General features: G+C 63.2%; 21 protein-coding genes. 12 read left to right on the top strand and 9 right to left on the bottom strand.

The window, feature by feature from the left end; genetic code table 11:
• Positions 1–68: 68 nt before the first annotated feature.
• The 3 genes from CIT37_RS13190 to CIT37_RS13180 all read left to right on the top strand — a co-directional run bounded on the left by CIT37_RS13190 (position 69) and on the right by CIT37_RS13180 (position 3,446).
• Positions 69–1,865, top strand: coding sequence for a ShlB/FhaC/HecB family hemolysin secretion/activation protein (locus tag CIT37_RS13190; RefSeq protein ID WP_095425722.1), 1,797 nt, complete (start codon positions 69–71; stop codon positions 1,863–1,865).
• Positions 1,866–1,995: 130 nt separating this feature from the next.
• Entirely contained in the window at positions 1,996–2,826 is an 831-nt protein-coding gene (locus CIT37_RS13185) for an alpha/beta fold hydrolase (RefSeq protein WP_028142635.1), read from the top strand.
• 302 nt (positions 2,827–3,128) lie between these two features.
• A complete protein-coding gene (locus CIT37_RS13180; protein ID WP_095425723.1) occupies positions 3,129–3,446 on the top strand; it encodes a c-type cytochrome in 318 nt (105 codons plus the stop codon).
• A 186-nt stretch (positions 3,447–3,632) separates the two neighbouring features.
• On the opposite strand, the gene CIT37_RS13175 is transcribed toward CIT37_RS13180, so the two are convergent.
• Positions 3,633–3,974: a phasin gene (locus CIT37_RS13175; RefSeq protein ID WP_028142637.1), complete on the bottom strand. Its 342-nt coding sequence runs from the start codon at positions 3,972–3,974 to the stop codon at positions 3,633–3,635.
• Positions 3,975–4,129: 155 nt separating this feature from the next.
• Entirely contained in the window at positions 4,130–4,315 is a 186-nt protein-coding gene (locus CIT37_RS13170) for a hypothetical protein (protein WP_028142638.1), read from the bottom strand.
• A 598-nt stretch (positions 4,316–4,913) separates the two neighbouring features.
• Here CIT37_RS13170 and CIT37_RS13165 point away from each other — a divergent pair.
• Positions 4,914–5,270: a hypothetical protein gene (locus CIT37_RS13165; RefSeq protein WP_028142639.1), complete on the top strand. Its 357-nt coding sequence runs from the start codon at positions 4,914–4,916 to the stop codon at positions 5,268–5,270.
• A gap of 46 nt (positions 5,271–5,316) precedes the next feature.
• Here CIT37_RS13165 and CIT37_RS13160 read toward each other — a convergent pair whose 3' ends face one another.
• Positions 5,317–5,892: a hypothetical protein gene (locus CIT37_RS13160; RefSeq protein ID WP_028142640.1), complete on the bottom strand. Its 576-nt coding sequence runs from the start codon at positions 5,890–5,892 to the stop codon at positions 5,317–5,319.
• Between the two features lie 42 nt (positions 5,893–5,934).
• On the bottom strand, positions 5,935–6,465 hold the full coding sequence (locus tag CIT37_RS13155) for a GcrA family cell cycle regulator (protein ID WP_028142641.1): 531 nt from the start codon (positions 6,463–6,465) through the stop codon (positions 5,935–5,937).
• A gap of 163 nt (positions 6,466–6,628) precedes the next feature.
• On the opposite strand from CIT37_RS13155, the gene CIT37_RS13150 reads away from it, so the two are divergent.
• Both CIT37_RS13150 and CIT37_RS13145 read left to right on the top strand, forming a co-directional pair.
• Complete coding sequence (locus CIT37_RS13150) at positions 6,629–7,237, top strand: S24 family peptidase (RefSeq protein ID WP_018644790.1); 609 nt, start codon at positions 6,629–6,631, stop codon at positions 7,235–7,237.
• A gap of 113 nt (positions 7,238–7,350) precedes the next feature.
• Complete coding sequence (locus tag CIT37_RS13145) at positions 7,351–7,626, top strand: hypothetical protein (RefSeq protein ID WP_028142642.1); 276 nt, start codon at positions 7,351–7,353, stop codon at positions 7,624–7,626.
• Between the two features lie 14 nt (positions 7,627–7,640).
• On the opposite strand, the gene CIT37_RS13140 is transcribed toward CIT37_RS13145, so the two are convergent.
• Positions 7,641–8,615, bottom strand: a complete 975-nt coding sequence (locus CIT37_RS13140) for a quinone oxidoreductase family protein (protein ID WP_028142643.1) — start codon at positions 8,613–8,615, stop codon at positions 7,641–7,643.
• Positions 8,616–8,838: 223 nt separating this feature from the next.
• Here CIT37_RS13140 and CIT37_RS13135 point away from each other — a divergent pair, with 223 nt between their 5' ends.
• The 3 genes from CIT37_RS13135 (at position 8,839) to CIT37_RS13125 (ending at position 11,535) form a co-directional block, all read left to right on the top strand.
• On the top strand, positions 8,839–9,039 hold the full coding sequence (locus CIT37_RS13135) for a hypothetical protein (RefSeq protein WP_028142644.1): 201 nt from the start codon (positions 8,839–8,841) through the stop codon (positions 9,037–9,039).
• Between the two features lie 163 nt (positions 9,040–9,202).
• The gene (locus CIT37_RS13130) at positions 9,203–10,150 is read left to right on the top strand and encodes an AAA family ATPase (RefSeq protein ID WP_038949180.1); all 948 of its coding nucleotides are present in this window, start codon (positions 9,203–9,205) and stop codon (positions 10,148–10,150) included.
• Between the two features lie 5 nt (positions 10,151–10,155).
• Positions 10,156–11,535 carry a vWA domain-containing protein gene (locus tag CIT37_RS13125; RefSeq protein ID WP_095425749.1) on the top strand — a complete coding sequence of 460 codons (1,380 nt, stop codon included), beginning with the start codon at positions 10,156–10,158 and terminating at the stop codon, positions 11,533–11,535.
• A 19-nt stretch (positions 11,536–11,554) separates the two neighbouring features.
• Here CIT37_RS13125 and CIT37_RS13120 read toward each other — a convergent pair whose 3' ends face one another.
• Positions 11,555–11,737, bottom strand: a complete 183-nt coding sequence (locus CIT37_RS13120; protein WP_028142647.1) for a hypothetical protein — start codon at positions 11,735–11,737, stop codon at positions 11,555–11,557.
• A 351-nt stretch (positions 11,738–12,088) separates the two neighbouring features.
• Here CIT37_RS13120 and CIT37_RS13115 point away from each other — a divergent pair, with 351 nt between their 5' ends.
• Positions 12,089–12,310, top strand: coding sequence for a hypothetical protein (locus tag CIT37_RS13115; protein WP_028142648.1), 222 nt, complete (start codon positions 12,089–12,091; stop codon positions 12,308–12,310).
• A gap of 257 nt (positions 12,311–12,567) precedes the next feature.
• Positions 12,568–13,887 (top strand): dicarboxylate/amino acid:cation symporter, encoded by a 1,320-nt coding sequence (locus tag CIT37_RS13110; protein ID WP_095425725.1) that lies wholly within the window; start codon positions 12,568–12,570, stop codon positions 13,885–13,887.
• 12 nt (positions 13,888–13,899) lie between these two features.
• Here the strand turns inward: CIT37_RS13110 and CIT37_RS13105 are convergent, their stop codons facing one another.
• Both CIT37_RS13105 and CIT37_RS13100 read right to left on the bottom strand, forming a co-directional pair.
• Positions 13,900–15,273, bottom strand: a complete 1,374-nt coding sequence (locus tag CIT37_RS13105; protein ID WP_095425726.1) for a hypothetical protein — start codon at positions 15,271–15,273, stop codon at positions 13,900–13,902.
• 101 nt (positions 15,274–15,374) lie between these two features.
• Entirely contained in the window at positions 15,375–16,634 is a 1,260-nt protein-coding gene (locus CIT37_RS13100) for an allantoate amidohydrolase (RefSeq protein WP_095425727.1), read from the bottom strand.
• Positions 16,635–16,996: 362 nt separating this feature from the next.
• Between CIT37_RS13100 and CIT37_RS13095 the strand changes: the two genes are divergently transcribed.
• The gene (locus tag CIT37_RS13095; RefSeq protein WP_038949187.1) at positions 16,997–17,482 is read left to right on the top strand and encodes a nucleoside deaminase; all 486 of its coding nucleotides are present in this window, start codon (positions 16,997–16,999) and stop codon (positions 17,480–17,482) included.
• Positions 17,483–17,649: 167 nt separating this feature from the next.
• On the opposite strand, the gene CIT37_RS13090 is transcribed toward CIT37_RS13095, so the two are convergent.
• A complete protein-coding gene (locus tag CIT37_RS13090) occupies positions 17,650–18,753 on the bottom strand; it encodes a hypothetical protein (protein ID WP_038971996.1) in 1,104 nt (367 codons plus the stop codon).
• Positions 18,754–18,982: the final 229 nt, after the last annotated feature.

Here is an 18,982-nt window from a genome sequence, read left to right as displayed (position 1 = left end):
TTAGCGGGAAGCGGCCCGTGCAGTGGCAGCATTAACCAATCATTGACCATAAAAAACTATGAAAAATCATGCGGATAACGAACCCTTACCGCCCCATCGCAAAGTCTCCGTCAAACTACGGAGAGAGATTCGCGACGTACGTTGAGCAGCGGCATCTCATTACCGCGTTGGTGATGGTGGTACCGATCTTTGCGGGAATTTCCCAGGCGTTCGCACAACAGGCGAACCAGCCGGGTTTCGATCCGCGCCAGCCCGAGAAATATTTCGATAACCAAACCGAGCGGGAATCGCTGAGCCGGCCTCCGGTCCGGCTCCCGGGTGTCGGACAGCCCAACACCGGCGGCGATACCAAACCGCAATTCGTGCTGCGCGGCGTCAACGTCAGCGGCGCACACACCGTATCCCAAGATCGGATCGCCGCGATCTATCAGCCCTATCTCGGCAAGCAGGTCTCGCAGGCGGATCTCGCCGCGATCGCCGGCGCGATCAGCGATCTCTACCGCGCCGAGGGGTTCCATCTGAGCCGGGCCATCGTGCCGCCGCAGGACATTGCCGACGGCCGGGTACGGATCCAGGTGATCGAAGGCGCCATCGTACAGGCCGAGCTGAAAGGCGACGGCGCCGAGCAGTTCGGCGTAAGGCCGATGCTCGGGCCGGTTCTGGCCGAGCAGCCGTCGCGCCTTGCAACACTCGAACGCCAGCTCTTCCTCATCAACGGCAGGCCGGGCGTCCGGATCACCGATACCGCGCTGGAGGAGATCGGTGGCACGACCGGCCGCTTCCGTCTCACAGTCGTTTTGAAGACCTGGCACGCCTTCTCCTCGTTCGGTCTGGACAATCTCGGATCATCTTCCGTTGGCCCGTGGCAGAGCTACGCCACCGGCGCGTTCAACTCCTACCTCACGCCCGGCGACACGCTGGCAGTCAACCTGTCGACGATTGCCAACGATCCTCGCCAGCTCGGCTTTGCGCGGCTGTCCTACGACACGCCCGTCGGCGTCGACGGCGTGCGCCTCGGCGCTTCCGCCCTGTACAGCGCGGTCCGGCCGGGCGATGCCCGCCGCCTCGACAGCGATATCACGACGACCGAGGCGTTCGAGCTGCGCGCCAGCGTCGTCCCGCTGCAATCGCAATCCTCCACGCTCACGCTGACTGCGGCGACGACCTTCAGCAATGTGTCCGAGCACGACCGTTACGGTCCCTGGTACAACGATCATATCAGGACCGCGAGCCTGACCGCCGACTACCGGCTACAGGATCGCTTCGGTGGCACCAATCTTGCGACGCTGACCTACCGCCAGGGCCTCGACATCTTCGGCGCCTCGCATTTCGACGACGACCTGTTGTCGCGCGACGGCGCATCTTCGAACTTCTCGGTGCTGAACCTCTGGTTCACGCGCTACCAGACGCTCAACGATACCTGGTCGCTCAGGCTCTCCGCGGCGAGCCAGACCGCATCGCGGCCACTGTTCACCTCGCAGCAATTCTATCTCGGCGGCGTGGCCTTCGGCCGGGGCTATGGCGCAGCCGAGATCAGCGGCGACAACGGCCTTGCCGGCTCGCTCGAACTGCGCTTCGACCAGAAGCTCAATTTCCGCTACTGGACCGGCTATCAGCTCTACGCCTTTGGCGACGGCGGCGCCGTCTGGAACGACGGTTACCGCCTGAGTGACGGCCTGTCGCTCGCATCGGCCGGGGCCGGTGTGCGCTTCTTCCTGCCAGAGGATATCCAGGCCGATCTCGGCGTAGCGGTGCCCTTGAGCTACCGGGCACCGGACAACGAGCGCCGCAGCCCCCGCTTCCTGTTCACCCTGTCGAGCGCGTTCCGGCTCTGCCCCGAACGCGGCAAGTCCGGCTGTTCGTAGCCACCCCGCGGTCCTTTTTGCGGGCTTGCTCACAGACTTGCCTAAATTTAATCCCGTAAGCTGCTCACGATCGCTCGATCCGGGAGTTCCCAATGACCATGTTCAGTCAAATGTGATTTGAGATGAAACCATGAAGAGGGTGTTTGCAATCCTGGCGTTTCTCTGCGTCCTCGGCGTCGGGGAATATTTCGTCGTTAGTCGGTTCGCGATCCGCCATGAGACTTTGGCGCTGTTCGACGCCTCGCGGCAGCGGCCGATCTCGGTCGACGTGGCGGTGCGGCGCGATTACGAGACCAAGGCGAATCTCGGCCTCTGGAAACTCCCGCTCGCCATCATCAGCAACGGCAACACCGTCAAGGCCACCGAATACTCCTTCCTTGCCAACGTGCTTGCCGCGCGCGGCTATCTGGTTGCCAGCATCCAGCAGGACCTGCCGAGCGATCCGCCGCTGATGACCCATGTCGGTCAGCAATATGTCGGCCGGCGCGAGGTTTATATCCGCTGCGAAGCCAACATTCTGTTCGCGCTGGACAAGCTGAAGAAGCAGCACGAAAACGTCGATTACGACCACATCACCCTCGTCGGTCACTCCAACGGCGGCGATGTCTCCATGTATGTTGCCCATCAGCACCCGGAGCTGGTGTCGAAGGTGATCACGCTCGACAATCTGCGGGTGCCCTTCGTGGTCAGCGACGGCATGAAGATCCTGTCGTTCCGGTCAAAGGATCCGCATTTCCTGACCGATCCCGGCGTGCTGCCGACGCCGGAAGAAGCCAAGGCGCGCGGTATCGATATCGTCCACACTGGCGCGCAGCACACGGAAATGAGCGATCGCGGTCCCAACTCGGTCAAGGAGAAGATCCAGGAAACGCTCGACCGTTTCCTGCGCGACAGCGCCAGCAGCGCGCTTGCGCCGGCTGATACGAAAACCCCGATGATCATGAATCCGGGCGACTATTAGCCCGGAACGCTTTGCGGCAGATCAAGGCGGCTCCGAGGCGCCGGGATAAAAGGGCGATATAGCCTCGGAGAGTCACGTGTCGCACTACATTGAAAGTCTGGATACGAGAAATCTCGATACGAGAAGTCTCACGAGAAGTCTTGGCCTGCCCGCGGCGAGGATGCCGGCTTTCCTACGGCATCTCTATCGTTCGGCCCGCAAGCTGCTGCGGTCGATCATCGCCCGGATTGATCTCTCGCAATTTCCGGGATCGTGCTGCGGATAAGCATGGCGGCCGCTAATCGATGCATGAAAGTTACCCTATGCACCAGCATTTGAGACGAATTTGCCTGCTGCTTGCCGTAACCTCGAGCTTCGGCACATCGTCGGCTCTCGCGGCCAATGCCGAACACGGTGCGGACCTCGCCAAACGCTGGTGCGCAAGCTGCCATGTCGTCGCGAACGGCCAAACCCAGGCGAGCGCTGACGTCCCCTCCTTTGCCTCCGTCGCGCGCAGGCCGGACTTCAGTCCGGAGAGGCTCGCCTTCTTCCTGCTTGATCCCCACCCGAAGATGCCGAATTTTCCCCTGAGCCGAACCGAAGCCGGCGACATCGCGGCCTACATCGCTTCGCTGCGCTAGTGGCACGCCGAGCACGACGCTCGCCACACATGCAAATCCCCGCCGGAGGACCGGCAGGGATCAGCAGAAGGACGACAGACGGCGAATGTGGTCATTCGGTGGCCCGTCATAGATCTGAGCCGGCATCGAGGTTCGGATCGCCACGCCGCGCAAGTTCAATTGTGGGCATGCTGCGCGCGCGGAGAATCAGGACTTCCCTTTGCCCTGTTGCATGAGACTGCCGGTCATCTGGCGCATGTGATCTCCGGCGCTGGTGAATTGGCTGCGCAGGAAATCGGACTGGATTCGCATCGCTTCCTGAAGGTCGGTGGCATGAACCAGCTTGCGCGCATGCTCGAAGGCCGACTTCATGTTCTGCTCAGTGAAAACCAGCGCCTGCTTCGACACCTCCGTCCCCGGTCCTGGAACGGACGACATCGATTTGGTGGCGGCGTCGAAAAACATGCCGAATGCCTTCTCCGCCTGATCAATTGTCTTCTCGGCCAGGTCGCGCAGTTCGGCCGGAACTTCGAGCTTCGGTTCGATCATGGTCGCACTCCTCCCGTTTTCCCAATTGAATACCACACTTGCCGGATCGCCTTCCAGCGGCCAGCCCGCGTGGAAACGTCGCCGGCGGTCCGGCTCCGGCGGGAAAACGAACGGGAAAACGAGAGAGACGGCGTAAGGCCGGCGCTCGGCCGGGCTCAGGACAAGGGGTGCTCGGGCAGAATTTCTTCGGTGGCGAGGTCTTCGACCAGCTTGATGACCTCGAAACGCTGTCGAGGCGCGAGCTTCAGGAACGCGCGGAGCAGGCGCAGGCTTTCGACCGTGCCGCTCGCCGGCGCGCCGAGCTTGAGGTGCAGTTCAGCCGCGAAATTGAGGTTTTTCATCTCGCACCTATGACAAGCATCGGCTTCGTGACCCGCTCAAGAACCGAACGCCATAACAAGACGCCATACAGGACCCATGGCGACGAACTCTCGGCCGGGTGGCCCCGGCGGGTTGGCACGCCGAATGACATGTCCAAACGACAGGCTCAACCATCTGGTTGCAATTATGTCAAGGAACAACCCGTCCGGCAAGCCCAACAGTGCCTAAAGCGATGCTTCGTCTGCATCGCACCACGGCAATTCCGGATAACAGGTATATCGACCGCCGTCACCCACCTGCGTCAAGAAGCGTCATCAATCACGCACGCAGCTCCAATCGCCGTCGATCGGCACAACGTTTCTGCTTGTTTCCGATATGAACGGACATTCGGCTGCGAATGAGCCCTTCTCAGTGCCTACACGTAATTGTTGAGTGCGACCTCGGCGGTTGTATTAACGGCAGAATAACGATCGATCTCGCAAGCCGGATATGTTTCCGCCGGTGAACCGTTGTCCATGAACGAACGACCAAGCCGTTGCGACACGGCCACGCAGACAACGGGCGCCATGGCTGAAAACTCTTCGATTCGGGCGCGCCTCAGCACCAAAGGACGACGGCATGCTTTCTCGCTGCGATCTCATCAAGGGCGCCGCGGTCGCGCTTTTCACCCTCTCGATACAAGGCGCATGGGCGCAGGAGACCAAGATGAACCTGTTCAAGATCGTCACCATCAAGGACGAGATCGTCGTCGGGTTGTCGGCGGAGGAGCTTCAGGCGCTCGGCGGCAATGATGCGAGCGCGGTTGCGCACGCGCTGGCGCAGAAGGGCGATCTCACGGTCTGGCAATATAACGTGCATCGCGGCCCGAACGGTGAATTGCAGCAGGCGCCGACCGCCAGGATCGGGCTTTTGGCCAACGCCTCGCTCCGCGTCGAACCCTATTCGACGCCCTACCAGATCGTCCCGCATCCGTGAGCGGCAAACTGGCGCGCCCGCGGCCCAAACCGCAGGCGTGCCGTTGTCATCTGCGCCGCCCTGCCTGCCGTGTCCCCGTTTCCGTCGCAAAACCGTAGATCAGCGCCAGCCGGTCGAGGCACTCGCGAAAGCGTCGCGCAAAATAGTCGTTCCAGCGCTGCGTACGGACAGCACGACGCTGCCCGATCTGATCCATGGTCAGGCCCAGCACCAGCACGTCGTGCACCAGCGCAGCGCCGTCGGTCCCGAGTTCGCGCTCGACCTGGTTCAGCCGCAGCACCGCCTGGCGCTGGCTCTCGGTGACCGGCTCGCGCGTGCGCGCGCCATCGACATATTCGCGGGTCGGGTCCATCGCCTGAGGGCCCCGCTCCGCTCTCTCCCAATCGTTCTGGAAGGCGCGCCCGCCGAGAAATTGCGCCTCATCGATCTGGTGGTGTGCATGCAGCCGTCCCAGCGGATCGCCACGGATCGACCGGATGGCCACGATCTTCTCACCAGCATCGAGCGCCAGCGGATTGTCGACCTCGACCTCCGCCACTTCGGCATTGAATGGCACGTCGCGGGACCGCCGGTCGTGGATCTGCGCCAATTTGTAGGACTTGTTGCGTCGGACACGAGCCACTTGGATACTCCTTGCGAAATCGACGATGAAACGGGTGAGAGTTCAGGCCGCGAAGACCAGCTTCAGCACGACGGGACCGGGGACACGGGCGGACGCAGCCCCGGAGCGACGCGTCAGGCCCGCATGCGGGGCGCAATAGCTGGAGCCCGGCTGGCGCGGATGGCCGCAGAAGGCGATCTCCTCCCCGTCCTTGTCGCCGCCATAGGGATAGCGGCAGTCGGCCGGATCGAGGTCCACCAGTTGGATCAGGCGCGGCTGAACGCCGACGCAGCGCAGCTTCACCCGCACCGCAGGCTTCATTGCGGACTTCGGCGGCACGTTCAGATTCGGTAGCACCGCGCGGCGCGGCGAAACCGGGGCCTCACCCGGCAAATATGGCGCGACCGATGGGCTCACGATCCATTCCGGCATGACGAGCCCGAGCCGCTTGGCGCGGCCGATCACCGCATTGCGCGTGTAAGCCGTTCCAAACCTTGCGTTAATCTGCCTTCCGATTTCCGCATAAGACATGCCTTTGAGAAAATAGTCGCGAAGCGCGTCGGAGTGCTCCGACGGCCAATGACCCGGTTCCATGCTGCTGTCCTGTGATGCGTCTCCTCCGATCGCACGACCGGGGCGAAACAGACATTCCGGTATTCCGAAGCACAAGTCAAGCGATAATTCTGATATTCATAATTGCAATAATTCCGAATTTCGGATTACAAGAGCGAGACGATGGGTAATCGAGGGAATCACCATGTTGGACGTTGCAATGATCGAGCGGGGCCTGGAAAAGACAGGCAAGAGCAAGGGCGGCCTCGCGGCGGCCATGGGCGTGCGGCCCGGCGCGGTCTCGGAGATCCTCGGCGGCGAACGCCTGGTGAAGGCCTCGGAAATCATTCCGATCATGGAATATCTCGAGCTCAATCTCGCGCCGATCATGGGCCGCGTCGGTGCCGGCGCCGTGATCGAGCCCGATTACGAGCAGGTCCCCCCGGAGGGTCTCGGCGACATCGCGCTGCCCTTCCCGATCATGGAAGAGACTGTCGCCTTCGAGATCGTGGGTGATTCGATGCTGCCCAAATACGAGAGCGGCGACGTGATCGTGGTCTACAAGGATCAGCGCCATCCGCTGTCGAGCTTCTACGGCGAGGAGGCCGTGGTCCGGCTCAAGACCGGCGAGCGTTATTTGAAAACGATCGAGCGGGGGAAAAGCCCGTCCGTCGTCAATCTCACCAGCTTCAACGCCAAGCCGATCGTCGGCGTGAAGCTCGATTGGGTGGGTGAGATCTGCCTGTCCATGCCCAAGGGCCAACTCGAGCGGCTGCGCGCCAAGTCGGCGCGCCCCCGCAAGAAGGGCAAGTAGGGCATCGGCACGGCCGCCGATTTCGCTTTTTCGAAATCGGCCTTGACTTGATTCTGTTTTTCGGAAATAATCTGCCGCGCGCCCGCAATAGGGGGCGCGGCAGAGTCGTTTTGATGCAATATTTCGTCGTGATGATCGACTATGGACGGCGGGGCCGCGAGGCGGTCGTCGACCCCGAAATCACAAGGCGTGAGGTCATCTCCCGCATCGCCTCGGGCGAATACCGGAATGTCTCGTTCATACACGAGATCGCCGGGAGTTCGGTCGAGGACGTCACCGAGGCGATCCTGACCGAGGCCGCCCTGCCCCGGATCCCGCCCGAAGACGTCGACCTCCAAGCAATTCACCTCGATCACGCCCGCGATGTGCGCAAGCATGAACGGACGTGACGCAGGCCCGGACATCACACCAGAAGGACGGTCGATCCCGTGGTCTTGCGTGCGGCGAGATCGGCATGCGCCTTGGCGGCGTCCTTCAACGGATAGGTCTGGTGCACCTCGATCTTGACCGCACCGGACTTGACGACGTCGAACAGCTCGTTCGCCATCGCGACCAGATTTTCGCGCTTGGCGGCGTAGGTGAACAATGTCGGCCGCGTGACGTAGAGCGAGCCCTTCTGGGCCAGCAGGCCGAGATTGAGCGGCTCGACCGCGCCGGAGGACTGACCGAACAGCGCGGCGACGCCGAGCGGCGCGAGGCAATCCAGCGATTTCAGGAATGTGTCCTTGCCGACGGAGTCATAAACCACCGGGACCTTCTTGCCGCCCGTGATCTCGTCGACCCGCTTCACGAAATCCTCGCGGGTGTAGATGATGACGTGGTCGCAGCCATGCGCCTTCGCGAGCTTGGCCTTCTCGTCGTTGCTGACGGTGCCGATCACGGTCGCGCCGAGGTGCTTGGCCCACTGGCTCAGGATCAGACCGACGCCACCGGCCGCGGCATGCAGCAGGATTGTATCGCCCGCCTTCACCCGATAGGTCTGCCGGATCAGATATTGCGTGGTGAGACCCTTCAGCATCATCGCCGCCGCGGTCCTGTCGTCGACCCCCTCAGGCAGCTTCAGCAGGCGGTCCGCGGGGATCAGCCGCGCCTCGGAATAGGCGCCGAGCGGCGAGGCGCCATAAGCGACACGGTCGCCCGGCTTTAGATCGGTGACACCGGGCCCGACCTCCTCGACGACACCGGCGGCCTCGCTGCCGAGCCCGCTCGGCAGTTGCGCCGGATACAGGCCGGAGCGGTTGTAGATGTCGACGAAATTGAGGCCGACGGCGGTGTGGCGGATGCGCGCTTCGCCCGGTCCGGGCTTGCCGACGCTGACCTCCTCCCAGACCAGGACTTCCGGACCGCCGGTCTTGTGAAAACGAATGGCATGCGTCATGGGCGTTACTCCCTTATCGTTGGTTGAGGCTCCGAAAACCGGATCGGCCGCAGAAATAGGCACTCAGTCCGCCCGTTACAGTACAGACACGTAACAAGAATGTCACAGCGCGCGACAAACGTCCGCCGTTCCATCTCCGTTCGATAGAGTTGATGACGTGCCTGGAGCGACCGGCAGTAGCTTCTGCGCGGGGTTTGGTTGTCGCCTGCGAAGGAGAGCCGAGATGCCAGCTTATGTACAGCATCATCAGGACATCGAGATCGCGCCTGTGAATTGCCCGGCATGCATGGGGTTCCTGCCGATGTATGTGCGCGAGGTCGAGCCGCATTGGAGCCTTGCCAAGATCGACTTTGTCTATGAATGCGCCGATTGCGGCGCCGAGGTCAGACAGACGATCCGCAAGCCGGAGCTGCTGCGGCACTGATCGCGCGAACGGCGAGCCGCGCAAATATCCGCGCCGACACGTATTTGCGTCGAGCGGAAAAAGCGCCGTCCGTGCGGGTCTGATGCCTCCCAAACGAGGCTTGTTCTTTGCCGGGAACGCAGGCAGAACAAGCCCCAAGCAAGACCTTTGGGAGCGCCCTTTCGTGGCTGATCAGAAGGCCTCGACCTCGATCGAGGCAGTGGAGAGCGGCCTCGCCGCGCAGGGCTACATCGCGAGCCGGCAGATCGCGACCGCCGTCTATTTGTCGCAGCAGATCGAGAAGCCGATCCTCGTCGAGGGCCCCGCGGGCGTCGGCAAGACCGAGCTTGCCAAGGCGATCGCGGCCTGGCGCGGCATGAAGATGATCCGCCTGCAATGCTACGAGGGTCTCGACGAGGCCAAGGCGCTCTACGAGTGGAAATACGCCAAGCAGCTCCTCTATACGCAGATCCTCAAGGACAAGCTCGGCGAAGTCCTCGGCGGCGCGCAGACGCTGCACGCCGCGCTCGACCAGTTGCACGATTTCGGCGACGTGTTCTTCTCCAAGGAATTCGTCGAGCCGCGCCCCTTGCTCCAGGCGCTGGAGCAGCCGGGCGGCTGCGTGCTCCTGATCGACGAGATCGACAAGTCGGACGCCGAATTCGAATCGCTGCTGCTGGAGATCCTGTCCGATTTCCAGGTCACGATCCCCGAGCTCGGCACCGTCTCGGCGATCACGCCGCCGACGGTGATCCTCACCTCCAACAGCGAGCGCGACCTCGGCGACGCCCTGAAGCGTCGCTGCCTGCATCTGCATATCGGCTTCCCCGAGCAGCGGCTCGAGGAGCGCATCGTCGAAAGCCGGGTGCCCGGCATCTCGCAGGCACTGCGCCGGCAGATGGTCGGCTTCATTCACGAGATCCGCTCGCTGGATCTGAAGAAGCTGCCCTCGGTCAGCGAGACCATCGACTGGGCGCGTGTCCTGGTGCTGCTCCAGGCCACGGAGCTCGATACCGAGGTCGTCAAGGACACGCTCAACGTGCTGCTGAAATACGAAGCCGACATCGAGGCAGCAGCGCCGCAGGTGACGACCTTCATTGCCAAGGCGGCACGGTCCAACGTCTTCGGTTGACGCCGATGCGCGAGAACCTCCATCGTTTCTTTCGGGCAGCACGCGGCGTCGGCGTTCATGTCTCGCCTGCCGAGAGCATCGATGCGATGCGCGCGGTCGCGCAGGTCGGCCTCTCCGATCGAACCATCCTGCGCGACGCGCTGCTTCTGACGCTCGCCAAATCGCAGGACGAGAAGCTCGCGCTCGCCGACTGCTTTGATCTGTTCTTCAGCCAGCCGGAGCCGCGACAGGATCAGACCGAAGCGGGCAGCGAGGAGACCGCCTCGCAGGATCCGGATCAGTCCCCCTCCTCCGGCTCGGCCAGCGAAGCGGGCGAAGGACAGCCTCCCGAGGGCTTGGGCCCGCTCGCGCAGATGCTGCTGTCGCAGGACCGCAACACGATCGCAGCGGCGATTGCCAGCGCTTCCGGCACGGCCTCCCTGTCGGATATCCGCTATTCCACCCAGCGCGGGATCTTTTCCAGCCGCATCCTCGATGCCATGGGCCTCCAGCGCCTGCGCGACGATCTCGACGCGCTGACCGCGACCAACCCGGCACTGGCCGAGCGTCTGCGCGCCGCGCTCGACGCCTTGCGCGAAGCGGTGCGCGACACCGTCTCGCAGGGGCTCGCGCTCTACGCCCGCGAGGAGGCCGAAAATCTCCGCAACGAGATCCTTCGCAACGCGCCGCTCGCCCGCATCGAGCGGCGCCAGGTCGCGGAGATGCGCGCCCTCATCCGCCAGATCGCGCGCCGCCTGCGCGAGCGCTATTCGAAGCCGCGCAAGCGCCAGCGCCGCGGTCATCTCGACGTCCGCCGCACACTCCGCCGCAATGCGGCCTGGGGCGGCGTGCCCTTCCTCACCGCATGGAAGCGCAAGCATCGCGACCGGCCGAAGATCGTGGCGCTCTGCGACGTCTCAGGATCGGTCGCGCAAGTCTCCGATTTCTTCCTGCTGCTGATCCACTCGCTGCACGAGGTGGTCGACGACGTCCGCTCCTTTGCCTTCTCCTCGCACATGATCGAGGTCAGCGAGATCCTGGAAAAGAAATCGCCGGAAGAGGCGATGGCCGAGATCATGTCCAAGGTCGGCTTCGGCTCGTCCGATTACGGCTCTTCGCTGGTCGATTTCGAGAAGGACTTCATGAGCACGCTGACGCCGCAGACCACGGTGATCGTGCTCGGCGATGCCCGCAGCAACAACCTCGACCCGCGTGCCGACATCCTGCGCCGCATCTCCGAACGCTCGAAGCGGCTGGTCTGGCTCAATCCCGAAGGACGGCTCGCCTGGGGCTTTGGCGATTCCGAGATGCCGCGCTATGCGACCTTCTGTACGGTCGTGCGCCAATGCGCCACCGCGCAGCAGCTTGAGCGCGCGGTGTCAGATATCGTGGCGACTTATCAGTAGGTCTTGCTCGCGGCCAGCGTCAGTTCCGTGCAAGCTCCGCCTGGCCGATATTGCACTCCCGGAAGTGATAGGCAATTTCGTCGAGCGCGCGCTGCTCCCATTCCTCGGCTTGCGCGAGCCAGAAAACCCGGCGATCGAAATCGAGCGCGGCGCGCTCCCGGCACAGGGATTCCTGACTGCGAATTTTGACCAGCCTGTTCATGCACTCCACTCCTGCAGCGTGAAGTCATTCCCCGGGGATCACCGTAACAGAATCCTCAACCTTTCGCTTCACGATTTCTGTGCCTATTGCGACGCAGAATGGGACAGCAGCGCTTCCCGTGCACCGCGACAACTTGCAGTGCAGCATCAAACCGAATTCATCAATATGTGATCGAAGCTCGGGACAATATTCGCCAACGAGCGATCTTTACTCTTGTGGCGCAATGAAGTGCGGCAATTCGTGAAGAGACGTTCTAAACAGCGCACCGAATTCCCGACTCATTGTCGTCGCATGGTCTTCATGCAGCCCCGCTAACAGAGGCGCGCGAATGGTACTATCGCTTGAGGCAACATGAGCAACGACGTCGACTTCGATCTCTCGCCGGACCAGTGGGAAGCCCTGCGCACACTTCGCAACCCGGTGTCGGGCGGTCGCCTCTCGAAGGCCTATCTTATCGAAAGTCTCGTCAAGTTCGGTCTCGTTGTCGTCAATGACGGCATACCTGTGATGACGCCCACGGGACGCAAGGCGCTCGTGCGCGGATCATGCCGGCTGCTGGATCTTGCGGCATGAGGTTGCCTTTCGTTTCGGCGTAGGCATAACGACTGACGGGTCCCGCGGCTTCCTCCCCACGCGACTGTTCGGCGAGATAGCGAAGGCGTGGAGTGATGGGTTCCGCGCCCCCCGACACAGCGCTCCTGAAGCGTTGCGTCGCGCCGCCCGGGATAACAGGGCGACCTCCAGGCCGCTTTCCGGAAATACCGCGACAATCTGGCACGGTTGTTGCTCCTTTTTGACGTCCAAGTCGCGTCAAACCGGGGAAATCCACCATGTCGACCATCACCGCGGCGCCCGCCGCCGAGCCGAAGCCGCTCTACACCTCGCTGTTCGTCCAGGTCCTGGCCGCGCTGGTGCTTGGCGTCATCCTGGGCATGGCCGTCCCGGACTTCGCGATCGGGCTCAAGATCCTCAGCGACGCTTTCCTGAAGCTGATCTCGATGATCGTGGCGCCGATCGTGTTCTGCGTCGTCGTGCACGGGATTGCCGGCGCCGGCGACCTCAAGAAGGTCGGCCGGGTCGGCGTCAAGGCGCTGGTCTATTTCGAGATCATGACGACCGTCGCGCTCGTCGTCGGCCTGTTGCTTGCTTACCTCTTCGGGCCCGGCCACGGCATGAACATCGATCCCTCCACGCTGGATGCCAAAGCGCTCAACACCTACGCCGACAACGCCCACAAGCTGTCAGGCGGCGGCATCGGCGCCTTTCTGATGAACGTGATCCCGACCACCTCCTTCGATGCGCTGTCGCGCAACGACGTGCTCCAGGTGCTGTTCTTCGCGGTCCTGTTCGGCGTCGGGCTCGCGCTCGTCGGCGGCGAAAAGGGCAAGCTCGTCACCAGCATGATCGATGCCGCCTCCACCGTGCTGTTCCGCGTCATGGGCCTGATTGTCCGCGTTGCCCCGCTCGGCGTGCTCGGCGCGGTCGCCTACACCGTCGGCAAATACGGGGTCGGCTCGCTCAAGCAGCTCGTGTCGCTGGTGATGCTGTTCTACATCTCGGTCGCCATCTTCGTGCTGGGCGTGCTCGGCGGCGTGATGGCGCTCGCCGGGATCAACATCCTCAAATTCCTCGCCTACCTGCGCGAAGAGCTGACCATCGTGCTCGCGACCGCCTCCTCCGATGCCGTGCTGCCGCAGATCATGAAGAAGCTGGAGCGGATGGGCGTGAAGGATTCCGTGGTCGGTCTCGTGATTCCGACCGGCTATTCCTTCAACCTCGACGCCTTCTCGATCTATCTGACGCTCGCCGTCGTCTTCATCGCGCAGGCGACCAACACGCCGCTGTCCTTCGGCGATCTCCTGCTGGTTCTCGGCGTCTCCCTGATCACCTCGAAGGGCGCGCATGGCGTGCCGGGTTCGGCCATCGTGATCCTGGCGGCGACGCTCAATGCGGTGCCGAGCATTCCCGCGATCGGCCTCGTGCTGGTGCTGTCGGTCGACTGGTTCATCGGCATGGCCCGCGCGCTCGGCAACCTCGTCGGCAACTGCGTCGCGACGGTCGTGGTCGCGGCCTGGGAAGGCGATCTCGACCGCGCCAAGGCGGCCAAGGTGCTGGAGGGCGGTGAGCTGGTGGACGTGACGGCGGGATAGCGCCCCCGCGGATCAGTCATTCCATTGCAGGAGCGGCGTTCCATACGCCCTCCTCCAGACCGACAGGAAGCGCGGAAACCAGGAATGGGCCACGGCGCCCTTGTAGGCCCAGGTGCGATACTTCAGCCCCTGTTCCGAGATCAGCTCCTGATATCCGCCGTGCACTTCGGTCGCGGTGCGAATGTCCTTCAATATCCCTTGCGCGCAGGCCCGGTAGTGATCGCCGCCGGAGACCTCGTCGTAGTCGAGCATCCGGTCCGCGAACTCGACGTTGAACGTCGGCCAGGACGAGCGCCCTTGATAGGCGGGAGCCGCAATCTTGTGGATCATCTTGTTCCGCGGATTATCCGCGGACACCAGGAAGTGGAACGTAGAGGGTATGCGAAAGCGCGGCTCCGCGATGATCAGATCCGCCGTCGCCGCGAACAGCGCCCGCTCGCTCGCATCGTTCATTTCCCAGAAGCCGCGATGCACGCTGACGAAATCCAGCGCGACCGAGGACACCGGCAATCCCTTCGGACCATCCAGCGAATGCCTGATGTAGCCGTCCCTGCCGAACAGACGGAGCAGGGCCTTCTTGTACTGCGCAAGGCCGCGTCCGAGCAGCCGCTTCAGCTCGTTCTCGTCCACGATGCCGAGCTGCACGCTCCACAGGAAGGTTGTGTAGACGCAGGCATTGGTGACAAAGCGCCTGCGTTCCGCACGGGTATCCGTTGCAGCGGAGCGAGGGCCACGGGCATCGCACAGCAAATACCTGGTGCCGTCATCGTCGAACGGCTCGAGCTCGCTTGCGAGCTGCAGGACCACACGCTTCAGGTCACCGCCATATTCGGCCAGCAGCAGCCGGCCGGCATGCGCGCATTGTGCCATCGCCAGATAGGACGGCGCCCTCTGATCGGCCGAGATCATCTGCTGCAGGCCGGCCAGAATGCCGAGCAGCGTATCCGACGGGCGCGAAAAATAGTTCACGCCGAGGTACCGACCGCGTCCCGCCGGGACGATGGTGGTCGTGACGACATCGGCGCGAACCGCCTCGAGCAACAGACGGATACTCTTGTCGAGCAGCCGGGCCCGCCGCACCGCGTCCTGCGCATCCATGATGGTCTCGGGGTCGAGGACATCAGAATAGAACCAGGCGAAGTCACGGGGATAATAGGCGGATGCGTGCGGCGCGCCGGTGACGAGGAAGGCCTCGGTCACCGAAAAGGCGCTGTCCATCGAGTGCCGGTAAAGGTCCTCGATGGCCGACAACGAATGGTGCGACTTTCTCAGGAATCGATCACCGAGAAAATTGACCGCCTGGAGGGCGTTGGCGAAAAAGGTTGCGGCCACGCCTTGGTAAAATCGGTTTCCGCGATCTGAGGGCAACGAGATATCGCTATTCATATGTGGCTAGGGTAACTCCGACGGTGCGGCCACCACCCAAAGCATGGCTGATTCGTATTTCGTCCAGATGACGCACCGGCTTCCAGCGGGGCTCCTTCAGCCTACCCTTCCCGGGGCCTGAAATTCTCGATCACCCGCAGCAGCACCCGCGCACCGGCGTCGGCATCGGCGAGCTCCACATGCTCGTCCGGGTGGTGGCTGATGCCGCCGCGGCAGCGGACGAAGACCATGCCGACATCGGCGATGTCGATCATGGCCATGCCGTCGTGCCCTGCCCCGCTCGGCAGCTCGAACACCGAGAACCCCTCCGCTTCGATCGCCTGCGCGATCTGGCCCTTGAGCCACGGCGCGCAAGGCGCGGTGCGGTTCTCGTGAGTGACGTCGAGCTGGAGGGCCAAGTGCCGGCGCCTGGCGATCGCCTCGATCTGGCGGACGACGTCAGCCACCGCGCGCTTGCGGTGCATATCGGTCGGCGCGCGCATGTCGATGGTGAAGGACACCTCACCCGGAATGACATTGGTCGCCCCGGGCCTCGCCTGGATGTAGCCGACCGTGCCGACAAGCCCACTCGCGTCGGTGCGGCAAAACTGCTCGATCGCCCCGATGCATTCGGCCGCGCCCGCGAGCGCATCACGCCGAAGCGCCATTGGCACCGTGCCGGCGTGCCCGGCCATGCCGGTCAGCCGCGCGGCAAGCCGCGTGGCACCGGCAATCGCGGTGACGACCCCGACAGGCAGGTCCTGCGCTTCCAGCACCGGCCCTTGCTCGATGTGCAATTCGAGATAGGCAAGCAGCTCGCGCCGCGTCCGCGCGGCCGCTCCGATATGATCGGGGTCGAGGCCGAACTGCACGAGCGCATCGCGCATCGACACACCGTCGCGGTCGCGCGCATTCAAGACACTCTCGTCGAAGGTGCCGGCCACCGCACGGCTGCCCAGCAAGGTCGAAGCAAACCGCACGCCCTCCTCGTCGGCGAAGCCGACGATCTCGATCGCGAACGGCAGGCGCTTGCCACGGCGATTGAGATCGGCAACGCAGGCAATGGCCGTGATCACGCCCAACGGCCCGTCCCATTTGCCGGCATCGCGTACGGTGTCGTAGTGCGAGCCGAGCATCAGGCAGGGCGCACCCGGCCGCTCGCCTTCGTAGCGGCCGCAGACATTGCCGATCGCGTCAAGACGCGCGCTCATGCCGGCATCGCGCATCCAGCTCAGCAGGAGGTCCGCCGCCTTGCGCAACTCCTTGGTGAGATAGATGCGGGTGAGGTTGTCGCCTGCTTCCGAGATCGCAGCCAGATCGTTGATCCCTCGCACGATCTCTTCGCCGAGCGATGCATTTTGAACGGCGTTGACGGCACTCATCTCGACGAGCTTTCTCTTCTCTGGACCGCGGCAGCGGCTGTCTGGCGACCATCGGTACACGTTCGGCGGCCAGTCACGCACCGGCGCCCGTCCCAACCTGCGCGTGGTTAGCATGAATGCGCGTACGCGGCAGGCTGCGTCACGCCGGTCATGCACAGGCGCACCAATAGTTTCACCTTTATCAGGACCCGAACGGCCCGCATAATCAATATTTTCAATCGGTTATCCGGAAGGTACCGTCAATGAACCCAGCCGGCTGGTGGAGATGTTCCACGGCGAATTCGTGTATGAAGGACGGGCCAGCGAAGCTGGTCATGCGACGATCGGCCGGCGCATGGCGGGGCACTGACGGCGGAGGATCGATGGCCAACGCATCCGAGCGTGACGAGCATTTTCTGCGTTTGTCCTTCGCGGTCGCCCGCCGCTCCCTCACCCATGGCAACCACCCGTTCGGCTGCATCGTCGTCGATGCGAGCGGCAAGGTTCTGATCGAGACCGAGAACGGCTACATGCCGGATCATGACGGCACCGCGCATGCCGAACGTCTCGCGGCCACCCAGGCCTGCCGCACACTCGGCCGCGAAGTGCTGGCGACAGCGACGCTCTATTCCTCGGCAGAGCCCTGCGCGATGTGCGCCGGCGCGATCTACTGGGCCGGCATCGGCCGCGTCGTCTACGGCCTCAGCGAGCATCGCCTGCGCGGCGTCACCGGCAACCATCCGGAGAACCCGACCCTCGACCTGCCGTGCCGCGAGGTCTTTGCCAGCGGCCAGCGGCTGACCGAAGTCGTTGGTCCGCTGCTCGAGGACGAAGCCGCAGCGCTGCACGACGGTGTCTGGACGAAGTAGGCGTAACCACAAGCTTGAAATCGTAGGGTGGGCAAAGGCGCGCCTGCGCCGTGCCCACCATCGGAGTCCTACGGAAGCAGAAGTGGTGGGCACGCTTCCGCCTTCGCTCTTCGAGCCACGTCGGACAAGTCGCTTTGCCCACCCTACAGCTGCCGAGCGTCAGGCAGCTAGAACTTCACGGTGATGCCGGAGTAGAGCGAGGACTCGGTGCACGATCCCGTGCTCACCGTCCGGCCACCGACCGCCGTGGTGCAGCCGACGGCAAGGTTGTGATCGAGACCGAACTTGTTCTGCCAGTAGCGGTAAGCCACCCAGACGTCCACGAAGTGCGAATACTTGTCACCCCAGGCGGCCTTCGAGGCATCGAAGGTCAGGCGGATGGGCTCCGAATTCAACTCGACCGCCGTGTTGTAGACGCCGTTCGCCGGGCTGTAGGGAAGCGGTTGGGTGTCGGTGCCCTTCTTGCCGTACCAGCCGGCGCGGCCGCTGATCGAGAAATATTGCATGTTCGGCGGCAGGAAGCCGAGATCCATATAGTAATTGACCTCGACCGCCCAGGTCGGCTTGAACGAGGTATTGCCGTCTGCAAGACAGGTCACGCCGGGAACGCCGGCACCGAACAGTCCGCACTGGCTGAACGAGTTGTGGTTGGCGAACTCCCAGTACACCAGCGGTGCGACGTTGATGTAACCCTTGTAGGGCAGATCGAACGCAAACTGCAGACCGCCGACGACGTCGCGCTTGGCGGCGCCGAAATACCGGTTCTCCGTGTTGGCATCCATGCCAACCTCGAACGAGATGTTGTGAAGCGGCCCCGCGGTGAAGGCCTTGGTGTCGAAGAGCTCATTCCAACCGAACGTCGAGCGGAACAGTCCGTAGATCTCCGTTGCACCGGCGCAAATTGCCGGCGCGCCGAAGATCGTGCCCGCGTTGGTGCAGGGCCCGGACGGATCATTGTGATCGGACTTGAACATCGAGATGGTGAAGAAGTTCGTGCCGTATGCCCAGAGATCGAAATGCGTGAACGAGTAGACCTGCTTGGTGGTCTTGCTGTCGATCGATCCATCCGGCCGGAACGACCATGCACCGGGCTGCGAGGCGTTGAAGATGTAGGAGAAGGTGACGCGGTTATCGATCACCAGGAAGAACGGGAGATCCGCCGCCTTCTTGGCAGCCTTGACCGGCAGATCCGCCGCGAAAGCCAAGCCACCGGTGGCGAGCGTAGCAAGTGACAGCGCCGCTGCTGCAATTGCCCTGAAACGAAACGACATCCTGAATACCCCCAAGTGTGGACACGTCAATGAACGCCCTTGGGTGCGAGACTTGCGCCGATCTCCCGGAGGGAGAAGCCTCAACTTTTTTCAAGGCATGCCGCTTGTTTCGGCAAGGGGCGGCGTCTCTTCGTAGGATTTAGCAGGCTTTCTGCAGCCGGCATGCGGCCGGCGACGCCGGCTGTTGCCGGCGACGCCGGCTGTTGCCGGACATTCCCGTTTGATTTCG

The organism is Bradyrhizobium ottawaense, assembly GCF_002278135.3.
Lineage (GTDB): Bacteria > Pseudomonadota > Alphaproteobacteria > Rhizobiales > Xanthobacteraceae > Bradyrhizobium > Bradyrhizobium ottawaense.
This window is presented reverse-complemented; position numbering and strand designations above follow the sequence as displayed.

Excerpts from the sequence above, each read along its gene's own strand:
- CIT37_RS13190 (WP_095425722.1), top strand. The coding sequence starts at position 69 with ATGCGGATAACGAACCCTTACCGCCCCATCGCAAAGTCTCCGTCAAAC.
- CIT37_RS13185 (WP_028142635.1), top strand. The coding sequence starts at position 1,996 with ATGAAGAGGGTGTTTGCAATCCTGGCGTTTCTCTGCGTCCTCGGCGTC.
- CIT37_RS13180 (WP_095425723.1), top strand. The coding sequence starts at position 3,129 with ATGCACCAGCATTTGAGACGAATTTGCCTGCTGCTTGCCGTAACCTCG.
- CIT37_RS13175 (WP_028142637.1), bottom strand. The coding sequence starts at position 3,974 with ATGATCGAACCGAAGCTCGAAGTTCCGGCCGAACTGCGCGACCTGGCC.
- CIT37_RS13170 (WP_028142638.1), bottom strand. The coding sequence starts at position 4,315 with ATGAAAAACCTCAATTTCGCGGCTGAACTGCACCTCAAGCTCGGCGCG.
- CIT37_RS13165 (WP_028142639.1), top strand. The coding sequence starts at position 4,914 with ATGCTTTCTCGCTGCGATCTCATCAAGGGCGCCGCGGTCGCGCTTTTC.
- CIT37_RS13155 (WP_028142641.1), bottom strand. The coding sequence starts at position 6,465 with ATGGAACCGGGTCATTGGCCGTCGGAGCACTCCGACGCGCTTCGCGAC.
- CIT37_RS13150 (WP_018644790.1), top strand. The coding sequence starts at position 6,629 with ATGTTGGACGTTGCAATGATCGAGCGGGGCCTGGAAAAGACAGGCAAG.
- CIT37_RS13145 (WP_028142642.1), top strand. The coding sequence starts at position 7,351 with ATGCAATATTTCGTCGTGATGATCGACTATGGACGGCGGGGCCGCGAG.
- CIT37_RS13140 (WP_028142643.1), bottom strand. The coding sequence starts at position 8,615 with ATGACGCATGCCATTCGTTTTCACAAGACCGGCGGTCCGGAAGTCCTG.
- CIT37_RS13135 (WP_028142644.1), top strand. The coding sequence starts at position 8,839 with ATGCCAGCTTATGTACAGCATCATCAGGACATCGAGATCGCGCCTGTG.
- CIT37_RS13125 (WP_095425749.1), top strand. The coding sequence starts at position 10,156 with ATGCGCGAGAACCTCCATCGTTTCTTTCGGGCAGCACGCGGCGTCGGC.
- CIT37_RS13120 (WP_028142647.1), bottom strand. The coding sequence starts at position 11,737 with ATGAACAGGCTGGTCAAAATTCGCAGTCAGGAATCCCTGTGCCGGGAG.
- CIT37_RS13115 (WP_028142648.1), top strand. The coding sequence starts at position 12,089 with ATGAGCAACGACGTCGACTTCGATCTCTCGCCGGACCAGTGGGAAGCC.
- CIT37_RS13110 (WP_095425725.1), top strand. The coding sequence starts at position 12,568 with ATGTCGACCATCACCGCGGCGCCCGCCGCCGAGCCGAAGCCGCTCTAC.
- CIT37_RS13105 (WP_095425726.1), bottom strand. The coding sequence starts at position 15,273 with ATGAATAGCGATATCTCGTTGCCCTCAGATCGCGGAAACCGATTTTAC.
- CIT37_RS13100 (WP_095425727.1), bottom strand. The coding sequence starts at position 16,634 with ATGAGTGCCGTCAACGCCGTTCAAAATGCATCGCTCGGCGAAGAGATC.
- CIT37_RS13095 (WP_038949187.1), top strand. The coding sequence starts at position 16,997 with ATGGCCAACGCATCCGAGCGTGACGAGCATTTTCTGCGTTTGTCCTTC.
- CIT37_RS13090 (WP_038971996.1), bottom strand. The coding sequence starts at position 18,753 with ATGTCGTTTCGTTTCAGGGCAATTGCAGCAGCGGCGCTGTCACTTGCT.